This window comes from Spirulina major PCC 6313, from assembly GCF_001890765.1.
Classification (GTDB): Bacteria; Cyanobacteriota; Cyanobacteriia; order Cyanobacteriales; family Spirulinaceae; genus Spirulina; species Spirulina major.
This window is the reverse complement of record NZ_KV878783.1, coordinates 3517235-3535435: the sequence shown is the minus strand read 5'-3', so window position 1 is coordinate 3535435 and position 18201 is coordinate 3517235. Positions and strand designations below refer to the sequence as shown.

16 protein-coding genes and 1 pseudogene are annotated in these 18201 nt (G+C 52.1%); 6 read left to right on the top strand and 11 right to left on the bottom strand.

The annotated features are described in order from the left end of the window. Positions 1–12: 12 nt before the first annotated feature. Positions 13–411, top strand: a complete 399-nt coding sequence (gene arsC, locus SPI6313_RS15565) for an arsenate reductase, glutathione/glutaredoxin type (protein ID WP_072621829.1) — start codon at positions 13–15, stop codon at positions 409–411. A 178-nt stretch (positions 412–589) separates the two neighbouring features. Here the strand turns inward: arsC and SPI6313_RS15560 are convergent, their stop codons facing one another. Next, complete coding sequence (locus tag SPI6313_RS15560; protein ID WP_072621828.1) at positions 590–1351, bottom strand: sulfite exporter TauE/SafE family protein; 762 nt, start codon at positions 1349–1351, stop codon at positions 590–592. Between the two features lie 118 nt (positions 1352–1469). On the opposite strand from SPI6313_RS15560, the gene SPI6313_RS15555 reads away from it, so the two are divergent. Then, positions 1470–2807: a four-carbon acid sugar kinase family protein gene (locus tag SPI6313_RS15555; RefSeq protein WP_072621827.1), complete on the top strand. Its 1338-nt coding sequence runs from the start codon at positions 1470–1472 to the stop codon at positions 2805–2807. Between the two features lie 34 nt (positions 2808–2841). Here the strand turns inward: SPI6313_RS15555 and cofG are convergent, their stop codons facing one another. The 7 genes and pseudogenes from cofG to SPI6313_RS15520 all read right to left on the bottom strand — a co-directional run bounded on the left by cofG (position 2842) and on the right by SPI6313_RS15520 (position 9567). Further along, entirely contained in the window at positions 2842–3936 is a 1095-nt protein-coding gene (cofG, locus tag SPI6313_RS15550; protein WP_084669061.1) for a 7,8-didemethyl-8-hydroxy-5-deazariboflavin synthase subunit CofG, read from the bottom strand. Beyond that, positions 3890–4285 (bottom strand): annotated as a pseudogene (locus tag SPI6313_RS25145) (type II toxin-antitoxin system VapC family toxin). The gene cofG and the pseudogene SPI6313_RS25145 overlap by 47 nt, the downstream one beginning before the upstream one ends. Then, positions 4278–4535: an AbrB/MazE/SpoVT family DNA-binding domain-containing protein gene (locus SPI6313_RS15540; protein ID WP_072621825.1), complete on the bottom strand. Its 258-nt coding sequence runs from the start codon at positions 4533–4535 to the stop codon at positions 4278–4280. Before SPI6313_RS15540 ends, SPI6313_RS25145 begins: the two are co-directional and overlap by 8 nt. 132 nt (positions 4536–4667) lie before the next feature. Further along, complete coding sequence (locus SPI6313_RS15535; RefSeq protein WP_072621824.1) at positions 4668–4958, bottom strand: type II toxin-antitoxin system RelE/ParE family toxin; 291 nt, start codon at positions 4956–4958, stop codon at positions 4668–4670. Then, positions 4958–5209 (bottom strand): type II toxin-antitoxin system ParD family antitoxin, encoded by a 252-nt coding sequence (locus SPI6313_RS15530; protein WP_072621823.1) that lies wholly within the window; start codon positions 5207–5209, stop codon positions 4958–4960. Before SPI6313_RS15530 ends, SPI6313_RS15535 begins: the two co-directional genes overlap by 1 nt. 300 nt (positions 5210–5509) lie before the next feature. Further along, the gene (locus SPI6313_RS15525; protein WP_072621822.1) at positions 5510–7624 is read right to left on the bottom strand and encodes a WD40 repeat domain-containing protein; all 2115 of its coding nucleotides are present in this window, start codon (positions 7622–7624) and stop codon (positions 5510–5512) included. After that, entirely contained in the window at positions 7621–9567 is a 1947-nt protein-coding gene (locus SPI6313_RS15520; protein WP_072621821.1) for an ATP-binding protein, read from the bottom strand. Before SPI6313_RS15520 ends, SPI6313_RS15525 begins: the two co-directional genes overlap by 4 nt. Before the next feature lie 173 nt (positions 9568–9740). On the opposite strand from SPI6313_RS15520, the gene psbA reads away from it, so the two are divergent. Together psbA and SPI6313_RS15510 are read left to right on the top strand one after the other, a co-directional pair. After that, entirely contained in the window at positions 9741–10823 is a 1083-nt protein-coding gene (gene psbA / locus SPI6313_RS15515; protein WP_072620625.1) for a photosystem II q(b) protein, read from the top strand. A 273-nt stretch (positions 10824–11096) separates the two neighbouring features. Next, positions 11097–12086 (top strand): hypothetical protein, encoded by a 990-nt coding sequence (locus SPI6313_RS15510; RefSeq protein WP_139276666.1) that lies wholly within the window; start codon positions 11097–11099, stop codon positions 12084–12086. Positions 12087–12186: 100 nt separating this feature from the next. Here SPI6313_RS15510 and mltA read toward each other — a convergent pair whose 3' ends face one another. The 3 genes from mltA to SPI6313_RS15495 form a co-directional block, all read right to left on the bottom strand. After that, the gene (mltA, locus tag SPI6313_RS15505) at positions 12187–13359 is read right to left on the bottom strand and encodes a murein transglycosylase A (RefSeq protein WP_072621819.1); all 1173 of its coding nucleotides are present in this window, start codon (positions 13357–13359) and stop codon (positions 12187–12189) included. Between the two features lie 358 nt (positions 13360–13717). Further along, positions 13718–13972: a hypothetical protein gene (locus tag SPI6313_RS15500; protein WP_072621818.1), complete on the bottom strand. Its 255-nt coding sequence runs from the start codon at positions 13970–13972 to the stop codon at positions 13718–13720. A 69-nt stretch (positions 13973–14041) separates the two neighbouring features. Further along, positions 14042–14782, bottom strand: a complete 741-nt coding sequence (locus SPI6313_RS15495) for a hypothetical protein (RefSeq protein ID WP_072621817.1) — start codon at positions 14780–14782, stop codon at positions 14042–14044. Between the two features lie 188 nt (positions 14783–14970). On the opposite strand from SPI6313_RS15495, the gene SPI6313_RS15490 reads away from it, so the two are divergent. Next, positions 14971–15855, top strand: coding sequence for an ABC transporter permease (locus tag SPI6313_RS15490; protein WP_072621816.1), 885 nt, complete (start codon positions 14971–14973; stop codon positions 15853–15855). Positions 15856–16085: 230 nt separating this feature from the next. Then, on the top strand, positions 16086–17993 hold the full coding sequence (locus SPI6313_RS15485) for an iron uptake porin (RefSeq protein WP_072621815.1): 1908 nt from the start codon (positions 16086–16088) through the stop codon (positions 17991–17993). The last annotated feature ends 208 nt before the right edge of the window (positions 17994–18201 follow it).

Genomic DNA, 18201 nt, shown 5'->3' with positions numbered 1-18201 from the left:
CAAAAACAAACGATGAAAACCATCATGTTCGTCTGCAAGCGCAACTCCTGCCGGTCACAAATGGCCGAAGGATTCGCGAAAACCCTCGGTGCTGGCATTCTTCAGGTCACATCCTCCGGCTTAGAGGCCAGTCGAGTTCACCCCACTGCGATCGCCGTCATGGCCGAATTGGGGATCGACATCCGCGATCAAACCTCCGATCCGCTCACAGCGTTTAATCCCGAAAACTACGATGGGGTGATTTCCCTCTGTGGTTGTGGGGTCGATTTGCCCGAAGCATGGGTCTTACGGCCCCTCTTCGCCGATTGGCAACTCGATGACCCCGATGGTCAACCCTTAGACACCTTTCGACGGGTTCGGGATGAAATCAAAACCAAGGTGAGCCAACTGATCGCACAATATTCCCCCTGAATCCCGCGCATAAAACAAGTGTCACGACACAACTAAAGTCAGGCTTGATTGTAGGGTGAGTTAGGCGGCTTAAACGCTTGCTATATCTGAAATTCAGCAATCCGCCGTAACCCACCCATTAATTAAAGTGTGTCACGCCCCTAGGGAAAACTACGCCGAACTGCGGCACAGACCGCGATTAAAACCCAAACCCCAAAAATTGCCGCTGTTGCCAAAACAGAAACAGCCCACTCGCACCGATAAAAATCACCACCAACCGCCGGAATTGTTGATCACTGATTTTCGTCAGTACCCATTGCCCTAAATAATTTCCCGGCAACGCGGCAACTCCGATCACTAGCCCATAGCCAAAGGTCTGCCAACTTAAAATCCCAAACAGACCATAGGCCAATAATTTCACCAGATGCACCCCCAGCACATTGAGGGATTTCGTGGCGAGCATTTCCTCCTTGTTGAGGCCGTAGCCGAGATAGAAGGGGTGCAAAATCGGGCCCGTAGAACCGATCAGCCCGGAAAAGAAGGCGTAGAAAAATCCCAGGGGCAGAAACATCCAGGCGGCCATTTTGTTCCGGGGTAGGGTGGATGAGTTGGAGTCGGGGCGATCGCGCAACAAGCCCAGCACCGACAGCAACAAAAAGATTGCCAACAGCAAACTCAGCCATTCAATCCGAGTCCGGCTCAGGACAAACGCTCCCAACACCGCCCCCACCGTTGCCCCCGGCAAACACCATACCACCACCCGCCATTCAATCTGCCGCCAATAAATCCAGACCCGTTGCCCATTGCCGAACAACATTCCCGTCGTCAAAACCGGCGGCACAACCACCGGGCCCAACAACGCGCTAATCACGGGAATCAAAATCAGGGGACTGCCGCCCCCGATTAAGCTACTCAGTAACCAAGCAGCACTACTTGCCAACGCTAACCAAACGATGATCACTTACCCATTTCCCAACAGTCTTTTCATAATTTAACGAAAAATTAATATTTTCCGTGAGTAATGCCCCATCCCGCGCTAGGCTAACCAGTAACATTAACCCTCCTCAGAAGCGATCGCTATGTCTGCCCAAGCTGCCAACCGCCCCAAAATTATTGTCCTTGACGATGATCCCACCGGCTCCCAAACGGTTCACAGTTGCCTGCTGTTGATGCAGTGGGATGTGGATACGTTGCGCTTGGGGTTGGCTGATGCCGCTCCGATTTTTTTCGTGCTCACCAATACCCGCGCCCTCGCTCCCGATGAAGCCACCCGCATTACCCGCGAGGTTTGCCACAATCTCCGCCTTGCCCTCGATGCAGAAGGGGTCACTGAATTTTTAGTGGTGAGCCGCTCCGATTCCACCCTGCGCGGTCATTACCCCGTGGAAACCGATGCGATCGCTGATGAACTAGGCCCCTTTGATGCCCATTTCCTCACCCCGGCATTTTTTGAAGGGGGACGGATTACCCGCAACAGCACCCATTACTTGCTGATCAATGGCGTGGAAACCCCGGTACATGAGACGGAATTCGCCAAGGATTCGGTGTTTGGCTATAGCACCGCATTTTTGCCAGACTATGTGGCGGAAAAAACCGGGGGACGGATTGCGGCGGATCAGGTGGAGCGGTTTGACCTGGAGGCAGTGCGATCGCACTGCCAAGATCGTTTAATGAATCTCACCGGGAATGTCTGCTGTGCCGTGGATGGCGAAACCCAAGCCGATTTTGACCGCTTTGCCACCGAACTCCTCAACGCCGCCGCCGAGGGCAAACGCTTTCTCTTCCGCAGTGCCGCCAGTCTCCTCACGTCCCTCGCCAAACTCGGCCCCCAACCGATCGCCGCCGAATCCATGGCTACCTACGGCCGCACCGAAAAACCTGGCGCGGTGATCGTCGGCTCCCACGTCAAAAAAACCACCGAGCAATTGATGGAATTACTCAAAGCTGACGGCGTGGCACCGATTGAAGTGGATGTGGCCCGGATGCGAGAAGATTTCACCCAAAGCGCAACTTTAAAACAGGAGGCATTAGCCCAAGTTGCCACAGCATTTACGCAAAATCTAACGCCTGTAATCTATACCAGTCGTGAGGAATTGCAGTTTGACAGCATTCAGCAGCGCCTCGACTTTGGTAAGGCGGTTTCGGGCTTGTTGATGGATATTGTGCAGGGGTTGCCGCCGGAATTGCGCTTTTTAATCAGCAAGGGGGGGATTACGTCGAATGATGTGCTGAGTGTGGGTCTGGGGTTGCGATCGGCTCGCTTATTGGGTCAGATTCTCCCCGGTTGCTCCATGGTGACGACTAGCGCGGAACATCCGCAATTTCCGAAGTTGCCGGTGGTGTTGTTTCCGGGAAATGTGGGCGATGCGACGGGTTTGGCGACGGTATATCAACGATTACGCTACGCCAATGACTAGTCGCACGAATGAGCCGAAATGCCTCGACCATGGTTCACGTTTCACTGTCCCCGATCAATGCCTCAGCCCATGCGAAAGTCTCTATTTCACGCTCTTGATCGTCTGCCATGAGTTGGTAGGAAGCATCGAGTTGATCTTCAGCGATCGCGCCACGCCAGCGCGTCACAGCGGGTTTAAGGGAATTGGGTAAGCAGCGATCGCCCTCTGGATAGAGCGGCAGGCGGCGCGTCAGGTGCCAGCCGTTGCGGGCAAGCAGTTCGCGCAAGTCGTCAAGCTGTTGATGGCGATAATCTGGGTTTACCTCATCAATCGGGCCAATGCCACCGAGATCCCGCGCTCCCGCCGCAAGGCAGGCGAGGAGGGTGTCAGGCGTATCAATGAGGTTCGGCGGGATTTGAATTTGCACATCAGGCGGCAACATCTCCCGCGCCAACTCCACAGCCCGAATCATTTGCGCCCCAGAGATGCCTAAGCCGCGATAGGTTTCCCCCGAACCGGGGTTATAGGGCTGCAAAATCACTTCTTGGATATGACCCCACTGGTAATGGGAGGTTGCGATCGCCGCCAATGTCTCCCGCCAATCCGCCTCGGTTTCGCCAATCCCCAACAGCAACCCCGTCGTAAACGGAATCTGAAGCCGCCCGGCAGTATCGAGGTGGCGCAGTCGGGTTGCTGGGTCTTTACTCGGTGCGTGGCGATGGCGTGTCTGTTGTAATCGCGGCGTGATTTGTTCGAGCATCAACCCCATCGACACATTCACCGCTTTTAACCGCACCATTTCCGCCTCGCTCAAAATCCCCACATTGCTATGGGGCAAAAACCCCAAATCCAGCGCCAACTCGCACAGGTCGTAGATGCGATCGAGCCAGGCTGAGCGGCGATCGCTGCGGGGATGCACTTCGCCACTGAGAATGAGAATTTCGATCACGCCTTGGGCTGGGAGGGTGAGGAGGCGATCGCGTGCCACTTCCACCGACAGCCATTGATTCCCCCCCGGATCAACCCGAAAGTTGCAGTAATCACAACGGTTAAAGCATTCATAGGTGGGAACCAGAGTATAGGCCGGGCTATAGGTAATCCGATTAATCGCCTGTTTTTTTGACTTCACAATTGGTTTGCTCTCTGGCATTTTTAATAAATTTCTCATCAAATGTGTAGAATTGCTCGCAATCTTGACTTTGGGCTAGATGCAAAACATCGGCAAAATCCAAGCCATTTTTATGCCAGAGCAGAGCTTAATGAATTAACATTGGGTCAGTTAAATAAACATTGGGAAGTCCCAACAGTTTTCGTAATGCTGAACAAATTTGATTGGGCTTGAACTGATAGGCAAATCTCAGCACCCATTCAGTTTCTAGGATAACCGTGTTAGAAATGAAAGTTTCTGGGTTTTGAAAAAGTTCTAGACTTTTTTGATATTGGTCTTGATCATCTTGGGTCAAAAGCCGAATTACAATATTGGTGTCAATGCTAATCATGCCATTGTTCCCGAATACCTTGGCTAATGGCGGCTTCTATTTTTTCTAGGATTTTGGGAGACGTGTGAACCCGTAAACATCCGGCTACTTCGTTTAATGTGGTGGGAGGAAAGGGGGGTTTAGGTTGAACTAAAATCCCTTTTCCTGTATCAGTCAGGATGATTTCTGTCCCGATTGCTAAGTGATAGTTTTTGCGCATTTCTGGGGGAAGGATAATTTGTCCAGTTTCGGAGATTTTGGTGATTTTCATGGGTGAATGTGTTCGGATTTTTTGGTGATTCTAACGAAATTAGAGGTTGCTTGCGCCCTACGACGGTCTAGAAACCGAGTTGCTGGGGGCTTCCGGTTTTTCCCCAAGCTGATCTAACCCGGTTGCAGATTTTCAAATATTCAATGATTCTAGGTCTCGATAGCCATTAATGATGCGAACAATATCTATGCCGTCAGGCCGTGGAAGGTAAAAGATGATGTAATTTTCCACAATCAAACCTCGCAGATTTGCTTTGATGTGACTGTAGTTTTTGCCCATGTTGGGAAATTGAGCAAACTGACGGCACTTATCCCGAACTTTTTCAAAAAATCTAATCGCTACGTCTGGGTTTATTGCCGACAGGGATGCACAAATTTCGTCTAGGTCGGCTAGGGCAGCATCAGAGAATGAATAATTTCCCATCAGGAATCTTCAGTTTGTTGCTGTAAGCGGTTCAGCAGTCGATTAAATACAAGTTCTCCCTCTGTAACTTTTCCGTGTTGAATTTGGCTTGCCCCGATTTCGATTTGCTGGCGCAGTTCGGCTAGATATTGTTCTCTTTTATCTAAGAGTTCCAAGGCGGCTAATATCAGTTCATCTGCTGACTGGTAGCCTCCTCGATTTAGTTGATGGGCAATCCGTTGTTCAATTTCTGGTGTCAGGGATAAACTCATGATGGCTCACATAGAGATTAATTTAATTGAGGAATCGGGTTATGGATTTGATGGGTGTGGGGGCGTTGGCGTAAGCCTGCCGGAGGCACAAAAGTTTTTCGCCTTTACTGGGTAAAAATTCTTCTTGTTCTTTGTTGAAGGTGATTTGCATCACGTTCTTCAGACAGTTGTTTTTTCGCCATTATAGCTGTCAGGTTGGTGATGCGGAGGGAGGGAAGGAAACGCTTTCCCCCCACGCCAGTCTAGAAAGCAGGTTGCTGAGGGTTGCCGGTTTTTCCCAGGCTGATCTAACCCGGTTGCTCACAGCCCCTCCAACCGCAGAAAATGCACCCGCCCCGACTCATCCCCCGCCACGACCGTTACCCCATCCGGTGCAATAGCACAAGCATTAGGCCCTGCGTCAGCGGTAAAACTGGCGATTTCCTCCCCCGTGGCTAAATTCCACAGTTTCAGGGTGTTATCTTCTGAACCCGAAACCGCCCGTTGCCCATCGGCGCTGATGGCTACGGCTGTTACCATGCCACTATGCCCAGTGAGGGTGCGTTCATTTTGCCCCGTCACTAAATTCCACACCTTCAGAGTCTCATCTAGTGAACCAGAAACCGCCCGTTGCTTATCGTCACTGATGGCTACGGCTGTTACAAAATCACGATGACCCGTGAGGGTATGTTCTGCTTCCTCTACTAGAGTTGATTCCTCTGTAGCCAAATTCCACATCTTTAGAATCCTTCTGAAGGCTTGGCGGCGGGTGAAGGTACGTTCCACTTTTTCTGTTACTAAATTCCACACCTTTAGGGTTCTATCATTTGAACCGGAAACCATTTTTTTGCCATCAGCACTAATTGCTACGGCTAATACTGAACCGTAAACTATCTTCTGTTCACCATAAAAACTGGTGCTGATCGTGTAGTCTACCTTGCCACTATGACCTTTGAGAGTATATTCTATTTTCCCTGTGGTTAAATTCCATACCTTCATATCATCACTTAACCCGGACACATCATCCCCTGAACCGGAAACCGCCCGTTGCCCATCAGCACTGATGGCTACCGCTGTTATCGATCTACGATGACCGGTGAGAATACGTTCTAGTTCTCCTGTAGCTAAATTCCACACTTGCAAGGTCTTGTCAATTGAGCCGGAAACCGCCCGTTGCCAATCAGCACTGATGGCTACCTCTGTTATCGAGCCACTATGACCGGTGAGGTTAAGGGTGCGTTCAACTTCCCTCGTAGCTAAATTCCACACCATCAAGGTCTTATCCCATGAACTGGAAACTGCTCGTTGCCCATCAGCACTGATGACTACGGTATTTACCGAGTTACTATGACCGGTGAGGGTGCGTTTTGCTTGTTTCGCTTCTCCTGGGGCTACATTCCACACCTTCAGAGTCCTATCATGTGAACCGGAAACCACTCGTTGACCATCAGCACTGATGGCTACGACTGTCAGTGAGCTACTAGTGAGGGTGTGTTCCACTTCTCCCGTCACTAAATTCCATACTTTCAGGGTGTTATCCCATGAGCCAGAAACCGCCCGTTGGCCATCAGCACTGATGGCTACGTCTATTACCACCTCACTATGGCCGGTGAGGGTGTGTTCCACTTCTCCCGTCACTAAATTCCATACTTTCAGCGTCTTATCCCCTGAACCCGAAACCGCCCGTTGCCAATCAGCACTGATGGCTACGGCAGATACTTGGTTACGATGACCGGTGAGGGTGCGTTCTGCTTCCCCCGTCGCTAAATTCCACACTTTCAGGGTGTTATCACCTGAACCCGAAACGGCCCTTTGCCCATCAGCACTGATGGCTACGGCTTGTACCAAGGCACTATGACCGGTGAGGGTATGTTCCGCTTCCCCCGTCGCTAAATTCCACACTTTCAGGGTGTTATCGTATGAACCAGAAACTGCCCATTGTCCATCAGCACTAATGGCCACAGCCATTACCGAGTCACAATGCCCAGTGAGGGTGCGAATGAGTGGCCCGCCGGGTGGGGTGAGGTTGGCAGTGAGGGGACGAAACCAGGGATTTTCCTGGGTTGGTTTAGCCTGTGCCAAGAGAGCAACAATTTCGGGCTGCTCAAAGGACAATAACCGCCCCAGTAGTTGCCCCGCCAGTTGGGTTTTATCCTGCTCTAAAACATGAGCCGACAGCCGCAAGGCCTGCTGAATTAGACTTAACGTTTCCTGCTCCTCACCCGACAACAACGGTAACGCCAAATCAAAATCATTAATCAGCGCAACAATCCCCACCCCCTCCAACTTCTGCTCCAAAAAACCAAAATCCGTCAGCCAAGCCCGCAACCGCTCCACTTCCCCCACATCCGCAAAATAACTCGGCTGGTGGCGCAACAAATGTAAACGCTTTTCCGCATCCTGCTCCCTTAACCATTCACCCAAAGCCGTGATCATAGCGGCGCTCCTTTACTGAAATTGTCAGCAATGCGGCGTTTAATATCCTCCAAATTCACCCCCGACTCCTCAGCCTCGTCCCGCAGAAAATCACTAAACGACGCATGATAAATCGTGTAGCGCGTATCCCCCGCCACCGACTGCAACCGTAAAAACTGTTCCCACTCCCGCAAAATCGGCCGCAGTTGATATTCTGCCAACTCCGTCAACTCCGCCAACAATCGCCGAGACACCGCCTCCCGCACCAACGCCAACACATAAATCGTGCGCACCTTATCAATCGGGAACGGGTCAGCCAACATCCCCATCAATTCCCAATGCTTCTGATAATATGACCTCAACCCTCGCGGCAAACTCTCCAGACTTTCACTCTCATAAAGTCCCTTCTCAATATCATTCAAAACATAGCGCAAATACATGAAATTATTTTCACTACGAGCCACCAAATTCGTTAAAAATTGCTCTGATGTTAATTGCCGCGCTGTCACCCAACCCTGAATCTGAGAACTTCGCCCATAGCGTTTTTCCGCATAATGCCGCGCATCCTTAGCACTTTCCGCCGGATACTGCATCAAATCAAACGAGAAAAGATAGTCACTCGACGGCAATCTTAAAGACTGTGGACGCTTGCTCACAATGAAATAAACCTGACTCGGTAGAGCATCCGGCAAATAAAGCAGATTACTCCCCCTCGTTTGTCGAGATGAATCCACCTCATCCAACGCATCCACCACCACCACCAACTTTTTACCCGGCCCAAGCTTCTTCGCCGCCTCTGCCAATAAATGCCCTAAAATATTGCCATCCTCTGTAGCCTGTTCCGGTAAACGGCCATCATTTAAATGAAAACTCTGAATCAGTTGAGTACAGATATTTCTGAGAAACTTTTCAGGGGTGACAATGCCCTGAGATTGAATATTAAAATGGGTTAAACATCCCCCTTTAAAAAGCTGCACCAATCGCGCCATAATCGCAGTTTTGCCCACACCGGGATCAGCCTCAATGACAAAATAGCCCTTCGGACTGTCCCGTAAAAAATCCTGAATCGCCTGAAACACAAAACGCCGCCCGACAAAATCCTGCGTTTTCTCCTCAATAATCGCGGCACAATCTTGAGGAATCGGCAAACGCGCCTGATTGGGTTCTAAATACTGCTGCAATAGCTCACGAATTTGCACCAACTCATCCCGCACCCCCGTTTCTAATTGCTGCAAAGCCCGACAAACATCCTCACGGGTCGCCAACTTCGGTAAATAATCCCGAATCGCGTCAATTTTCGCCAACGTCGCCCCATGGAGATCAAACAACATCCCCACAAACGCCCGCCCGCCCTTGCTCGCATCATCCTTGAGGACTTGGCGCAGGTGTTTATTAAAGTGAGCCGCTAATTCCTTCGTTAAAGCAGCGATAACATCGTCATAACTCTCTAGATCCGCCGGTAAAACCCTTTCCCCGCGCCCCCGCTCAAACAACCAAATCACAACCTCCCGCCATTCCACCTCCGGTAACACCGCATACTCATTAAACTGCTCTGGAGGTTGGCTAAAAATTTGATGCAAGTGATCCTCTCGTAGCGTCTCAAACAGCTTCACCTCCTGATTTGCTTCCGCCCACTCCACCCAATACCCCTCAATTTGATCCGCAAAATCCTCTAAAACCCCCCGAATCTCCCGATACTGGGGCGCAACCTCCTCCACCAACGCCCGCGCCACCGTCCGCCCCGCCGCCTTCGCAATATCCTCATTGCGCAAGACATCACTGCTCTCGCGTAACTTTCCCCATAAGGCCTTAAGGTTATCCGCAATCAATCCATGGGCGATACCCGCGCCCATAGCTAAAGCAGGGATGTTCATGGTGGCGATCGCCCCCAACCCTAAAACCGCCGTCCCTGCCAATAACGTGGCATTCTGCCTTAACCGCCCCTGAGCATTGATTCCCGACATGATGATCCACTCCTATGCCTCTAACGATAATCGGAACTTATGAAAGCGATCGTAAATTCTAATCCTGAGAAGTTTGTTACAAAGCGTTACATTCAGTTATAGTAATTTCAGCGGCTTAGCAAATTATCATCCGTTAGCCCGCAACATTTATCACATACCGCAATTATCTAACCATGACCACAACCATTCAGGCACAACAAAGCGGCTCCATCTGGGAACGCTTTTGCCAATGGGTCACCAGCACCAACAACCGCCTCTACGTGGGCTGGTTTGGTGTCTTGATGATCCCCACCCTCTTGACCGCCACCACCTGCTTCATCATCGCTTTCATCGCTGCTCCCCCCGTGGACATCGACGGCATTCGTGAACCCGTGGCCGGTTCCTTGCTCTACGGCAACAACATCATCTCCGGTGCTGTTGTGCCTTCCTCAAATGCGATCGGCTTACACTTCTACCCCATCTGGGAAGCCGCTTCCCTCGATGAGTGGCTGTACAACGGTGGTCCTTACCAACTGGTGATTTTCCACTTCCTGATCGGCATCTTCTGCTACATGGGTCGTCAGTGGGAATTGAGCTACCGGTTAGGGATGCGTCCTTGGATTTGTGTTGCATACTCTGCACCCGTTTCCGCCGCTTCCGCCGTCTTCCTCATCTACCCCATGGGTCAAGGGTCCTTCTCCGACGGTATGCCTTTGGGTATCTCCGGAACCTTTAACTTCATGTTGGTGTTCCAAGCCGAGCACAACATCCTGATGCACCCCTTCCACATGCTCGGTGTGGCTGGTGTCTTCGGTGGTGCTTTGTTCTCCGCCATGCACGGTTCCCTTGTCACCTCTTCCTTGGTGCGAGAAACCACCGAAATCGAAAGCCAAAACTACGGCTACAAATTCGGACAAGAAGAAGAAACCTACAACATCGTTGCAGCCCACGGCTACTTCGGTCGTCTCATCTTCCAATATGCTTCCTTCAACAACTCCCGCGCTCTGCACTTCTTCTTAGGTGCATGGCCCGTGATTGGGATTTGGTTCACCGCCTTGGGTGTATCCACGATGGCATTCAACCTGAACGGGTTCAACTTCAACCAATCTGTGTTGGATAGCCAAGGTCGCGTCATCAATACCTGGGCGGACATCCTGAACCGCGCTAACCTCGGTTTTGAAGTGATGCACGAGCGCAATGCCCACAACTTCCCCTTAGATTTGGCTTCTGCTGAGTCTGCGCCTGTGGCTTTGACCGCTCCTGCGATTAACGGTTAATTGACACGCTCTTGAGCTAGGTTGAATAACTGAATCAGAAAGCCCCCTCACATTCCGTGAGGGGGCTTTTTGGTTGATGGGGTGAAGAAACTCAGAGTTGGGCTAAAGTTGCCTTGTTTGGTTTTGCTGATGCCTTTGCTGTTGGTCGATCGCTGTCTTGCCCCCGCGCCATCCACAGGAATTATAGAAACGTGGTTATGGTTAAGGGACTCGATTCATGGTGAAACGTCGAGTCTTTGAGAACAATGTTGATTGAGGGCAGAGGAGTACAGGATGAAAATTAGAGTGCTTTTGTTGGCGGTGTCGCTGGGTTTAGGATCGGCCTCAGCCGCATTGGCAGCGGAAGAGATTCGGTTTTTGGCGATTGGGGATTTGCCCTATTCCGATGCAGAACAGGATGCGATGACCACGTCATTACGGCGAGCGGTGCAGGCGGCGGATGTGCCGTTTGTGGTGCATTATGGCGATTTTAAAAGTGGGGGGGAGTCTTGTACGGATGCGTTACTGACGACGAGCCGTAATGATATTTTGAGTTTGCTGCCGGGACGAGTGTTTTATACGCCGGGGGATAATGAATGGACGGATTGCGATCGCGCCTCCCTCACCCACCCTCTGCCAGAATTAGAACGGTTAGCAAAAATTCGTCAGCTTTTTTTCCCGCAACCGTTAACGATTCCGGCCGAGTGGGACTATCAAACCCAACCCCTTTTTCCTGAAAATACGCGCTGGCGGGTCGGCTCGGTGTTATTCGTGACGCTGCACATTGTGGGTACGAATAACGGTCGGCGGGATATTCTCCTCGATGATCCTGAGGCCGCGATCGCTCTCGTTGAAGCACGGGATCACGCTAATCGGGTTTGGTTAGATGCCGCACTGGCAGCAGCAGACGAGCAGCCCACAGATGCGATCGTCGTTGTGACCCAAGCCGACATCACCGATGCCGATACGCCGACTCCTTGCACGGCAGCATTAACCCAAGACTGCGATGCCTATGCCGAGATTCGCGCACAACTCACCACCACCGCCGCCACCTTTGATCAACCCATGTTACTGATCCATGGTGATACGAATCCCTATTGTCTTGATGCAGAGTTTGGCGGCGATCGCGCCCCTAAACTCTGGCGACTCAATGCCTGGGGAGACTATCAAACGCCCCCCGATGCGACGGAAATTGTTGTGCGCCCGGATCACGCCGAGCAACCCTTTCAGATCCAAACCTTAATCGGCAAACGAGCACCCGATCCACAGTGCAGTTCAGACTAATTCAAGATTGAGCAAAACGTGAAAAGCGATCAATGGCACGACCAAGAAGAGCGGCGATTGATCGCTTTTTTTGCGGTTAGGCTTCAGTGTTGGATGAAACTTATGCCCCCTTCAACATCAGATAATACAGTGCGCCACGGTAGCCCATGACTCCGGCGCGTTGGCCCGCCACATCACCGGAACCCATGTACACATCAACGCGCCCAGGGGTTAAAATCGCGCTGCCCTTGTCTTGGTCAAGGACAAAGCGATTGACTAACTGGGGTTGAGTGCCGCCGCGCCCGTCGGGGTAGGGAATTTGGGTACGGATTAAGGCCAATGCACCGGGGGGCATCAGGGTTTTATCCGTGGCGATGGAGCGATCGGCGGTCACGGGTACGCCTAAGCTGCCGGTGGCGGGGGAGCCGTTGGTATCTTGGAAAAAGATGAACCGGTCATTCTGCGGGAGATAGCGCGAGAGTAAATCCGGTTGAGCTTGGAAAATGTCTTTCATTTTCGGCAGGGTGAACCCGTCGCGGGGATGGAGTCCATCGGCGATCATCAGTTTGCCGATGCTCACATAGGGATAATCCGTGCTGCCGTGGTAACCGACGCTCATGGTGCTGCCGTCGGGAAATTTGAGTTTGGCGGAGCCTTGGACATGGACGAGATAGGCTTCGAGGCGATCGCGTAACCACACCAATTCATTGCCCCGCAAAATGCCGTCAGTGCCTAAGCCATCAACGCCTTCGATCTGACGGCGCGGCGGATGGGGCATTGTCCAGGATGCGAGATCAGCCGGGCGGCTGTAGAGGGGATAGCGATATTCATCGGTGCGAATGCGGCTAGCTTGATAGATCGGCTCATAATAGCCCGTAAAGTAGACCGTGCCTTCATTATCCAAACCGACGGACTTGTAAAAGGTGAATTCGCGCTTGACGGCGGCTTGCAGAGCTTCGGGGCTTTGGGCCGTTTGCAGGAGTTCACGGAAGCGAAGGAGGGAGCGGCGGGTGCGATCGCGAGTAATCCAGCGAATTGGGTAATTACGATAATCTTCAACCGCAGAAGGCGTATCGAGATAGCGCAGGCTGTGGTTAATCGACGCGATCAGCGCATTTTTATCCCCCGCACCGTAGTAGCTGCGCCAGAGTTGTTCATCAAACCCCAGATCGGACACTTGGCGATGGGGGTTGACCCATTCGAGGGGCGGAGACTGACGGGCTTGTACCGCAAGGTGAGGAATGAGGAGAACAAGGCTTAAACCCAGGACAAACCCAGCAATTAACTTTTTCATACAAATTTTGGAGGAGTTGAATACAGTGATGTCGAAAACCAATCGTGTTTTTTGAGAACTGCGATCGCAGCCGGTCTTGACCCCGTTCAATACTGAAACTCACACCACACCGCCAGATCACTCTGGCTTGCAACGGGGCTATCGGGAGATTGTTAGTGATTGTGACTGCCTGACGTGACAGAGTTCACGCCATCATGTGCCAGCCCGACAACCGCACAGTGGTCATCACCTCGGATCGGTTGGCAAAAATTTACAAAATGTTACCCTACCCCCGGCCAAAAAACAAATCACCACCATCAATCCCCAACGATTGAAGCGGTGACTGTTCCCACTTGGTAGGCAGGAGGCTCTCACGGTTTTAAAAGTCGCGATCGACGCTGCCACCAAAGACTGGCTCAACACGAATCGCCGCCACACAACTAGGACGCAACACCATGTATTCGCCCTGCAAGTTCTTAATCGGAACGCTAATCAACCCGGTATCGTTCGCTTTGGGTAAGAGTTCGGTGCTGTACCACTTTTGAAAATCTTGAATGGAGGCGAAGCGCACTTCTTCGCGGTGTCCAGACGTGAGCATGATGTGAACGGCAAACTCATCGGGTGTACGAGGCATAATCCTTCAACTTTCCTGCAATCGGTGTTTCGGAACTATTTTAGGGGGAAAGTTCCCCTCCCGTTGTGTCTAGGTGAAAAGGTTGAGACGCTGGAGGCTTTGATCGAGCCAGGGGTGAAGGGTTTGATCGAGTTCGGCGCGATCGCGCATCTGCATTTGCTGTGGCTTGGGTAATTCAAACGGTAATTGTGCGCTCTGGGGGGAAAGGTGAAGGGTGAGGAGTTGGCTGGGGCGTTTGGTGGCGATCGCATAGCCCAACTCCAAGGCCACTGCCCCATTCAAGGCTTGACCCGGTAAGGGGGTCACGTCCACCAACAACAGGAGGCTGTTGCGAATTTGGCGCAGGTGGGCCGGGGTGAGGGTCAAGGGTTGACCATGGGGCGGTCGGGGCAGCACTTCGACCCGCAGCGGTACGCGCAGCCGTGCTTGGTGGCGATCTACATAGGCTTGCACGGCATCGTCTAACCAATGGGAGCCGTCTTGGTCGGGATCGAGAATCAGCAAAATAACGGGGTCAAGGACGGCATTAATCACCTGCTTGGTGAAGTAAATTTCCTGGGAGAGCAGATCAATGTTGGCGATCGCATAGCCACCGCTGCCCTCAATATAAAATTCCACCTCCGCCCCTTCGAGGTAGCGTTGAAACCAGTCCGCTTGCTGCACCTGTTCAATATCATCCAGAAAATCCGCCCGCAGCCCAGACTTCAACAAACTATTCCGGCTCAACCGTAGATCATGGGGCCGTTGGACGATCTCCGAAATGGGTTCGTACCCATCGAGATACCAAGCCTTTAACGCGATAATTGCCATCCAGCCCCCTGCAACACTTGTACTAGAACGGGCTACCATCCTAGCATCCAGATTGCGATCGCCCCGATAATTTTTGGCTAAATTTCCACTCCTTGGCTTTGGTAATGTGGCCCGCCTCCCGCCAAGCCCCAAACCGTGCGCTATGGTTTGAGAGCAGAACCCTGTCCGTTTTTCGACAGCCTAGATCCATGCCTGAATCATCTCCTCCCCCATCTCCCCCCATTCCCCCCCCCACGCCTTGGCTGGGTCTCTCCGTCCTGCTTGGCCCCGCCGGACTTTGGCTCGTTCTTCTGCTCGTCCTACCCACCCTGGTAATTTTTGAACTGAGTCTCGTGCCGGGAATTCGACCGGGGGACGTGGTCAATCCCAGCGGTTTGGCCAACTATGGGCGCGTCTTCGATGGTGTGAATCTCCAAGTGATATTGCGATCGCTCCTCTTCGCCACCGGCACCACCCTCCTTTGTCTCCTGATGGGCTTTCCCGTCGCCTACTGGCTGGCCCAAATCGCCCCCCCCAAATGGCGTAACCTTCTCCTCCTCGGCTTCATCCTCCCGCTGTGGACTTCCTCCCTGCTGCGAACCTACGCCTGGATTACCATCCTCCGGCCCACGGGTGTGATGAATACGGTACTCGGTACGATCGGCTTGCCCGGCCTTGAGATTCTCAACCGCACCCCCGCCGTTTTCGTCGGCATGGCCTATAGTTACCTGCCCTACATGGTGCTCATCCTCTACGCCTCCCTCGAAAAACTTGATCGTCAACTTCTCGAAGCCGCCGCCGATCTGGGTGCAAACCCCCTCGAAACCTTCTGGAAAGTTACCATCCCCCAAACCGCCCCCGGCATTGCCGCCGGTTCCCTCCTCGTCTTCATCACCGGCCTCGGCGATTTTGTTGATCCCGAACTCCTCGGCGGTGCATCGAGCATGACCCTTTCACGGCTGATTTATAACCAATTTCTCGGTGCAGCACGTAATTGGGGATTTGGTTCTGCCCTCAGTGTTGTGTTAATTTTTGCAGTGAGTGTTGCGATCGCGCTACTGATTAAATATGGCGATCGATCCGCAACATCTTAAACATTCTAATTAAGGAATCCGCACAATGGCTGAAATGTATCCCCATTAATTGCACCCTATCCGGATCATTATTGAATACAGTAGACTAGCGAGTTAGATGGATGAACAGGGTAATACTATCTCTCTCGGTCTGTCATGATCATCATTGGTGTGTCGTTAAACTGCGTAAAGATTGATCAACCTGTTTACTATCAACTAATAACTAAGGTGTCTTGAGGAGTTATTTATCTGTGAAACCCAAACAATCATTAGACCAAACCGTCTCGCTGACGCTGTTACTGACAGTGTTAAGCTCAGGTGCCGCACCCATGGCCTTGGCAGAATCAACCGTCAAATCTGCTCACAAAGAATCAGCCCCCACCAGCCAGTTAACACCAGATACCTTCACCACCCAGCCCGCAGTTGACGCACTCACCGCCGCCATCTCGGCTCAGAAGTCCAACGCGGATGCCTTAGCTTTCGATGCCCAAAGCCCCGGAGTTTTACCAGCAGATCTCTCCACACCATCCGTTTTGACCCTGGCTCGCTCCGCTCAACTCACCGCATCTTCCAACCACAGCCCCCAAGATCTCACCACGACCGCAACCACCGCTCCCATCCTGATCGCCGCAGACGTGGACACTGACCCCATGGCTCAGGTCAATAACGTCTTTGAACTGCGGGACATTTCTCCCAATGATTGGGCCTACGCCGCTTTGCGGGACTTAGTCAATCGCTACGACTGCATCAAGGGTTATCCCGACAGCACTTTCCGAGGCGATCGCGCCCTCTCCCGCTACGAGTTCGCCGCCGCCCTCAACGCCTGTATGCAGGTGATTGAACAAACCCTCGCAGAAATTGGCGATCGCTTCGCCACCCAAGCAGACCTCGAATCCCTCCGCCGTCTCACCCAAGAATTTGAAACCGAACTCGCCACCCTCAGCACCCAAGTTGACGACCTCGAAGAGCGCGTCCAATTCCTCGAAGACAACCAATTCTCCACCACCACCAAACTCTTCGGCCAAACCACCATCGGCCTCCAAGGCCGCAGCCGAGGCAGCTTCAACCTAGGGGGAAACACCTTTGAAGACACCGAAAACAACATCAACGTTATCCACACCACCTATCTGAGTCTCTTCACCCAATTCAGCCCCCGCAGCCTCCTCCTCACCACCCTCAACGCCGGAAACGGACGCACCACCGATCGCTTCACCGACAGCTTGGCTAGCTACGTTGGCCTTGCCTACGAAGGCGATACCGATAACCAAGTTCAAGTATCCGACCTCAACTATCGCCATCTAGTCACCAATAACCTTGCGGTCATGGTCGGCCCCAAAGGCATCGGCCCCGTCAACGTCTTCCGAGGCACCAACCGCATCGAAAACGAAGGCAGCGGCTCCCTCTCCCGCTTTGCCCAACGGAACCCGATCATCGCCACCGGTGGCAGCGGTTTAGGTGCAGGTCTTGACTGGCAAATTAACCCCAGTTTCAGTTTACAAGGAACCTATTCATCCAATGATCCCCTCACCGACAGCGTCTTATTTGGCGGTGACACCAACATCACAACCTTCGGCTTGCAAGTTGTCGCTGCCCCAACCCGTGATATTGACATATCGCTCCAATACATTAACTCCTACAACCCCTTTGGTCGTCTAGGCGCAGGTATCGGAGACGATCTCTTAGTGATTCCCAACTTTAACAATGGACGTGCGCCGATCAGCACCGATGCCTACGGGTTAACCCTAGAATGGCGAGCATCCGATAGCATCACCTTCGGTGGCTGGACAGGCTACACCGTATCCGACTACCTGCCGGCCGAAGGGACGATCGAAACCTTTAACTGGATGACCTTCCTCAACTTCCCTGATCTCGGTGGTGATGGTAACTTACTCGGTCTTTACTTCGGACAGCCCCCCCGCATCTCCTACAGCAACCTGGAAACAGGACGCAATGTCCCCAGTTTCATTAACGAAGGGAATTTGCTCGGGCCAGCTGGTGGGCAACAAGGAGCCACTTACCATCTTGAAGCCTTTTATCGTTGGCAACTTACCAACAATATCAGCATTACGCCGGGCTTAATCTGGCTCATTAGCCCTTTCCATAACGGGTCTAATGATGATATTTTGATCGGCGCAGTCCGCACAACGTTTAGCTTCTAGTATTTCCGGAAATCTCAAAAAAAGTTTTGGACAAGGGGAACCTTTGGGTTCCCTTTCTGGTCAGAGGTCATAACAACGCAAAAATGTCCGCGTACTTCTGGAATAACACCGTTTCGTTATCATCTTGGACATTTCACCCTTATCCGTAAGATTACGCACTCTCTCTTAAGCTCAGGCCATTCACTGAATTTCACTAAATTTCTCTGAA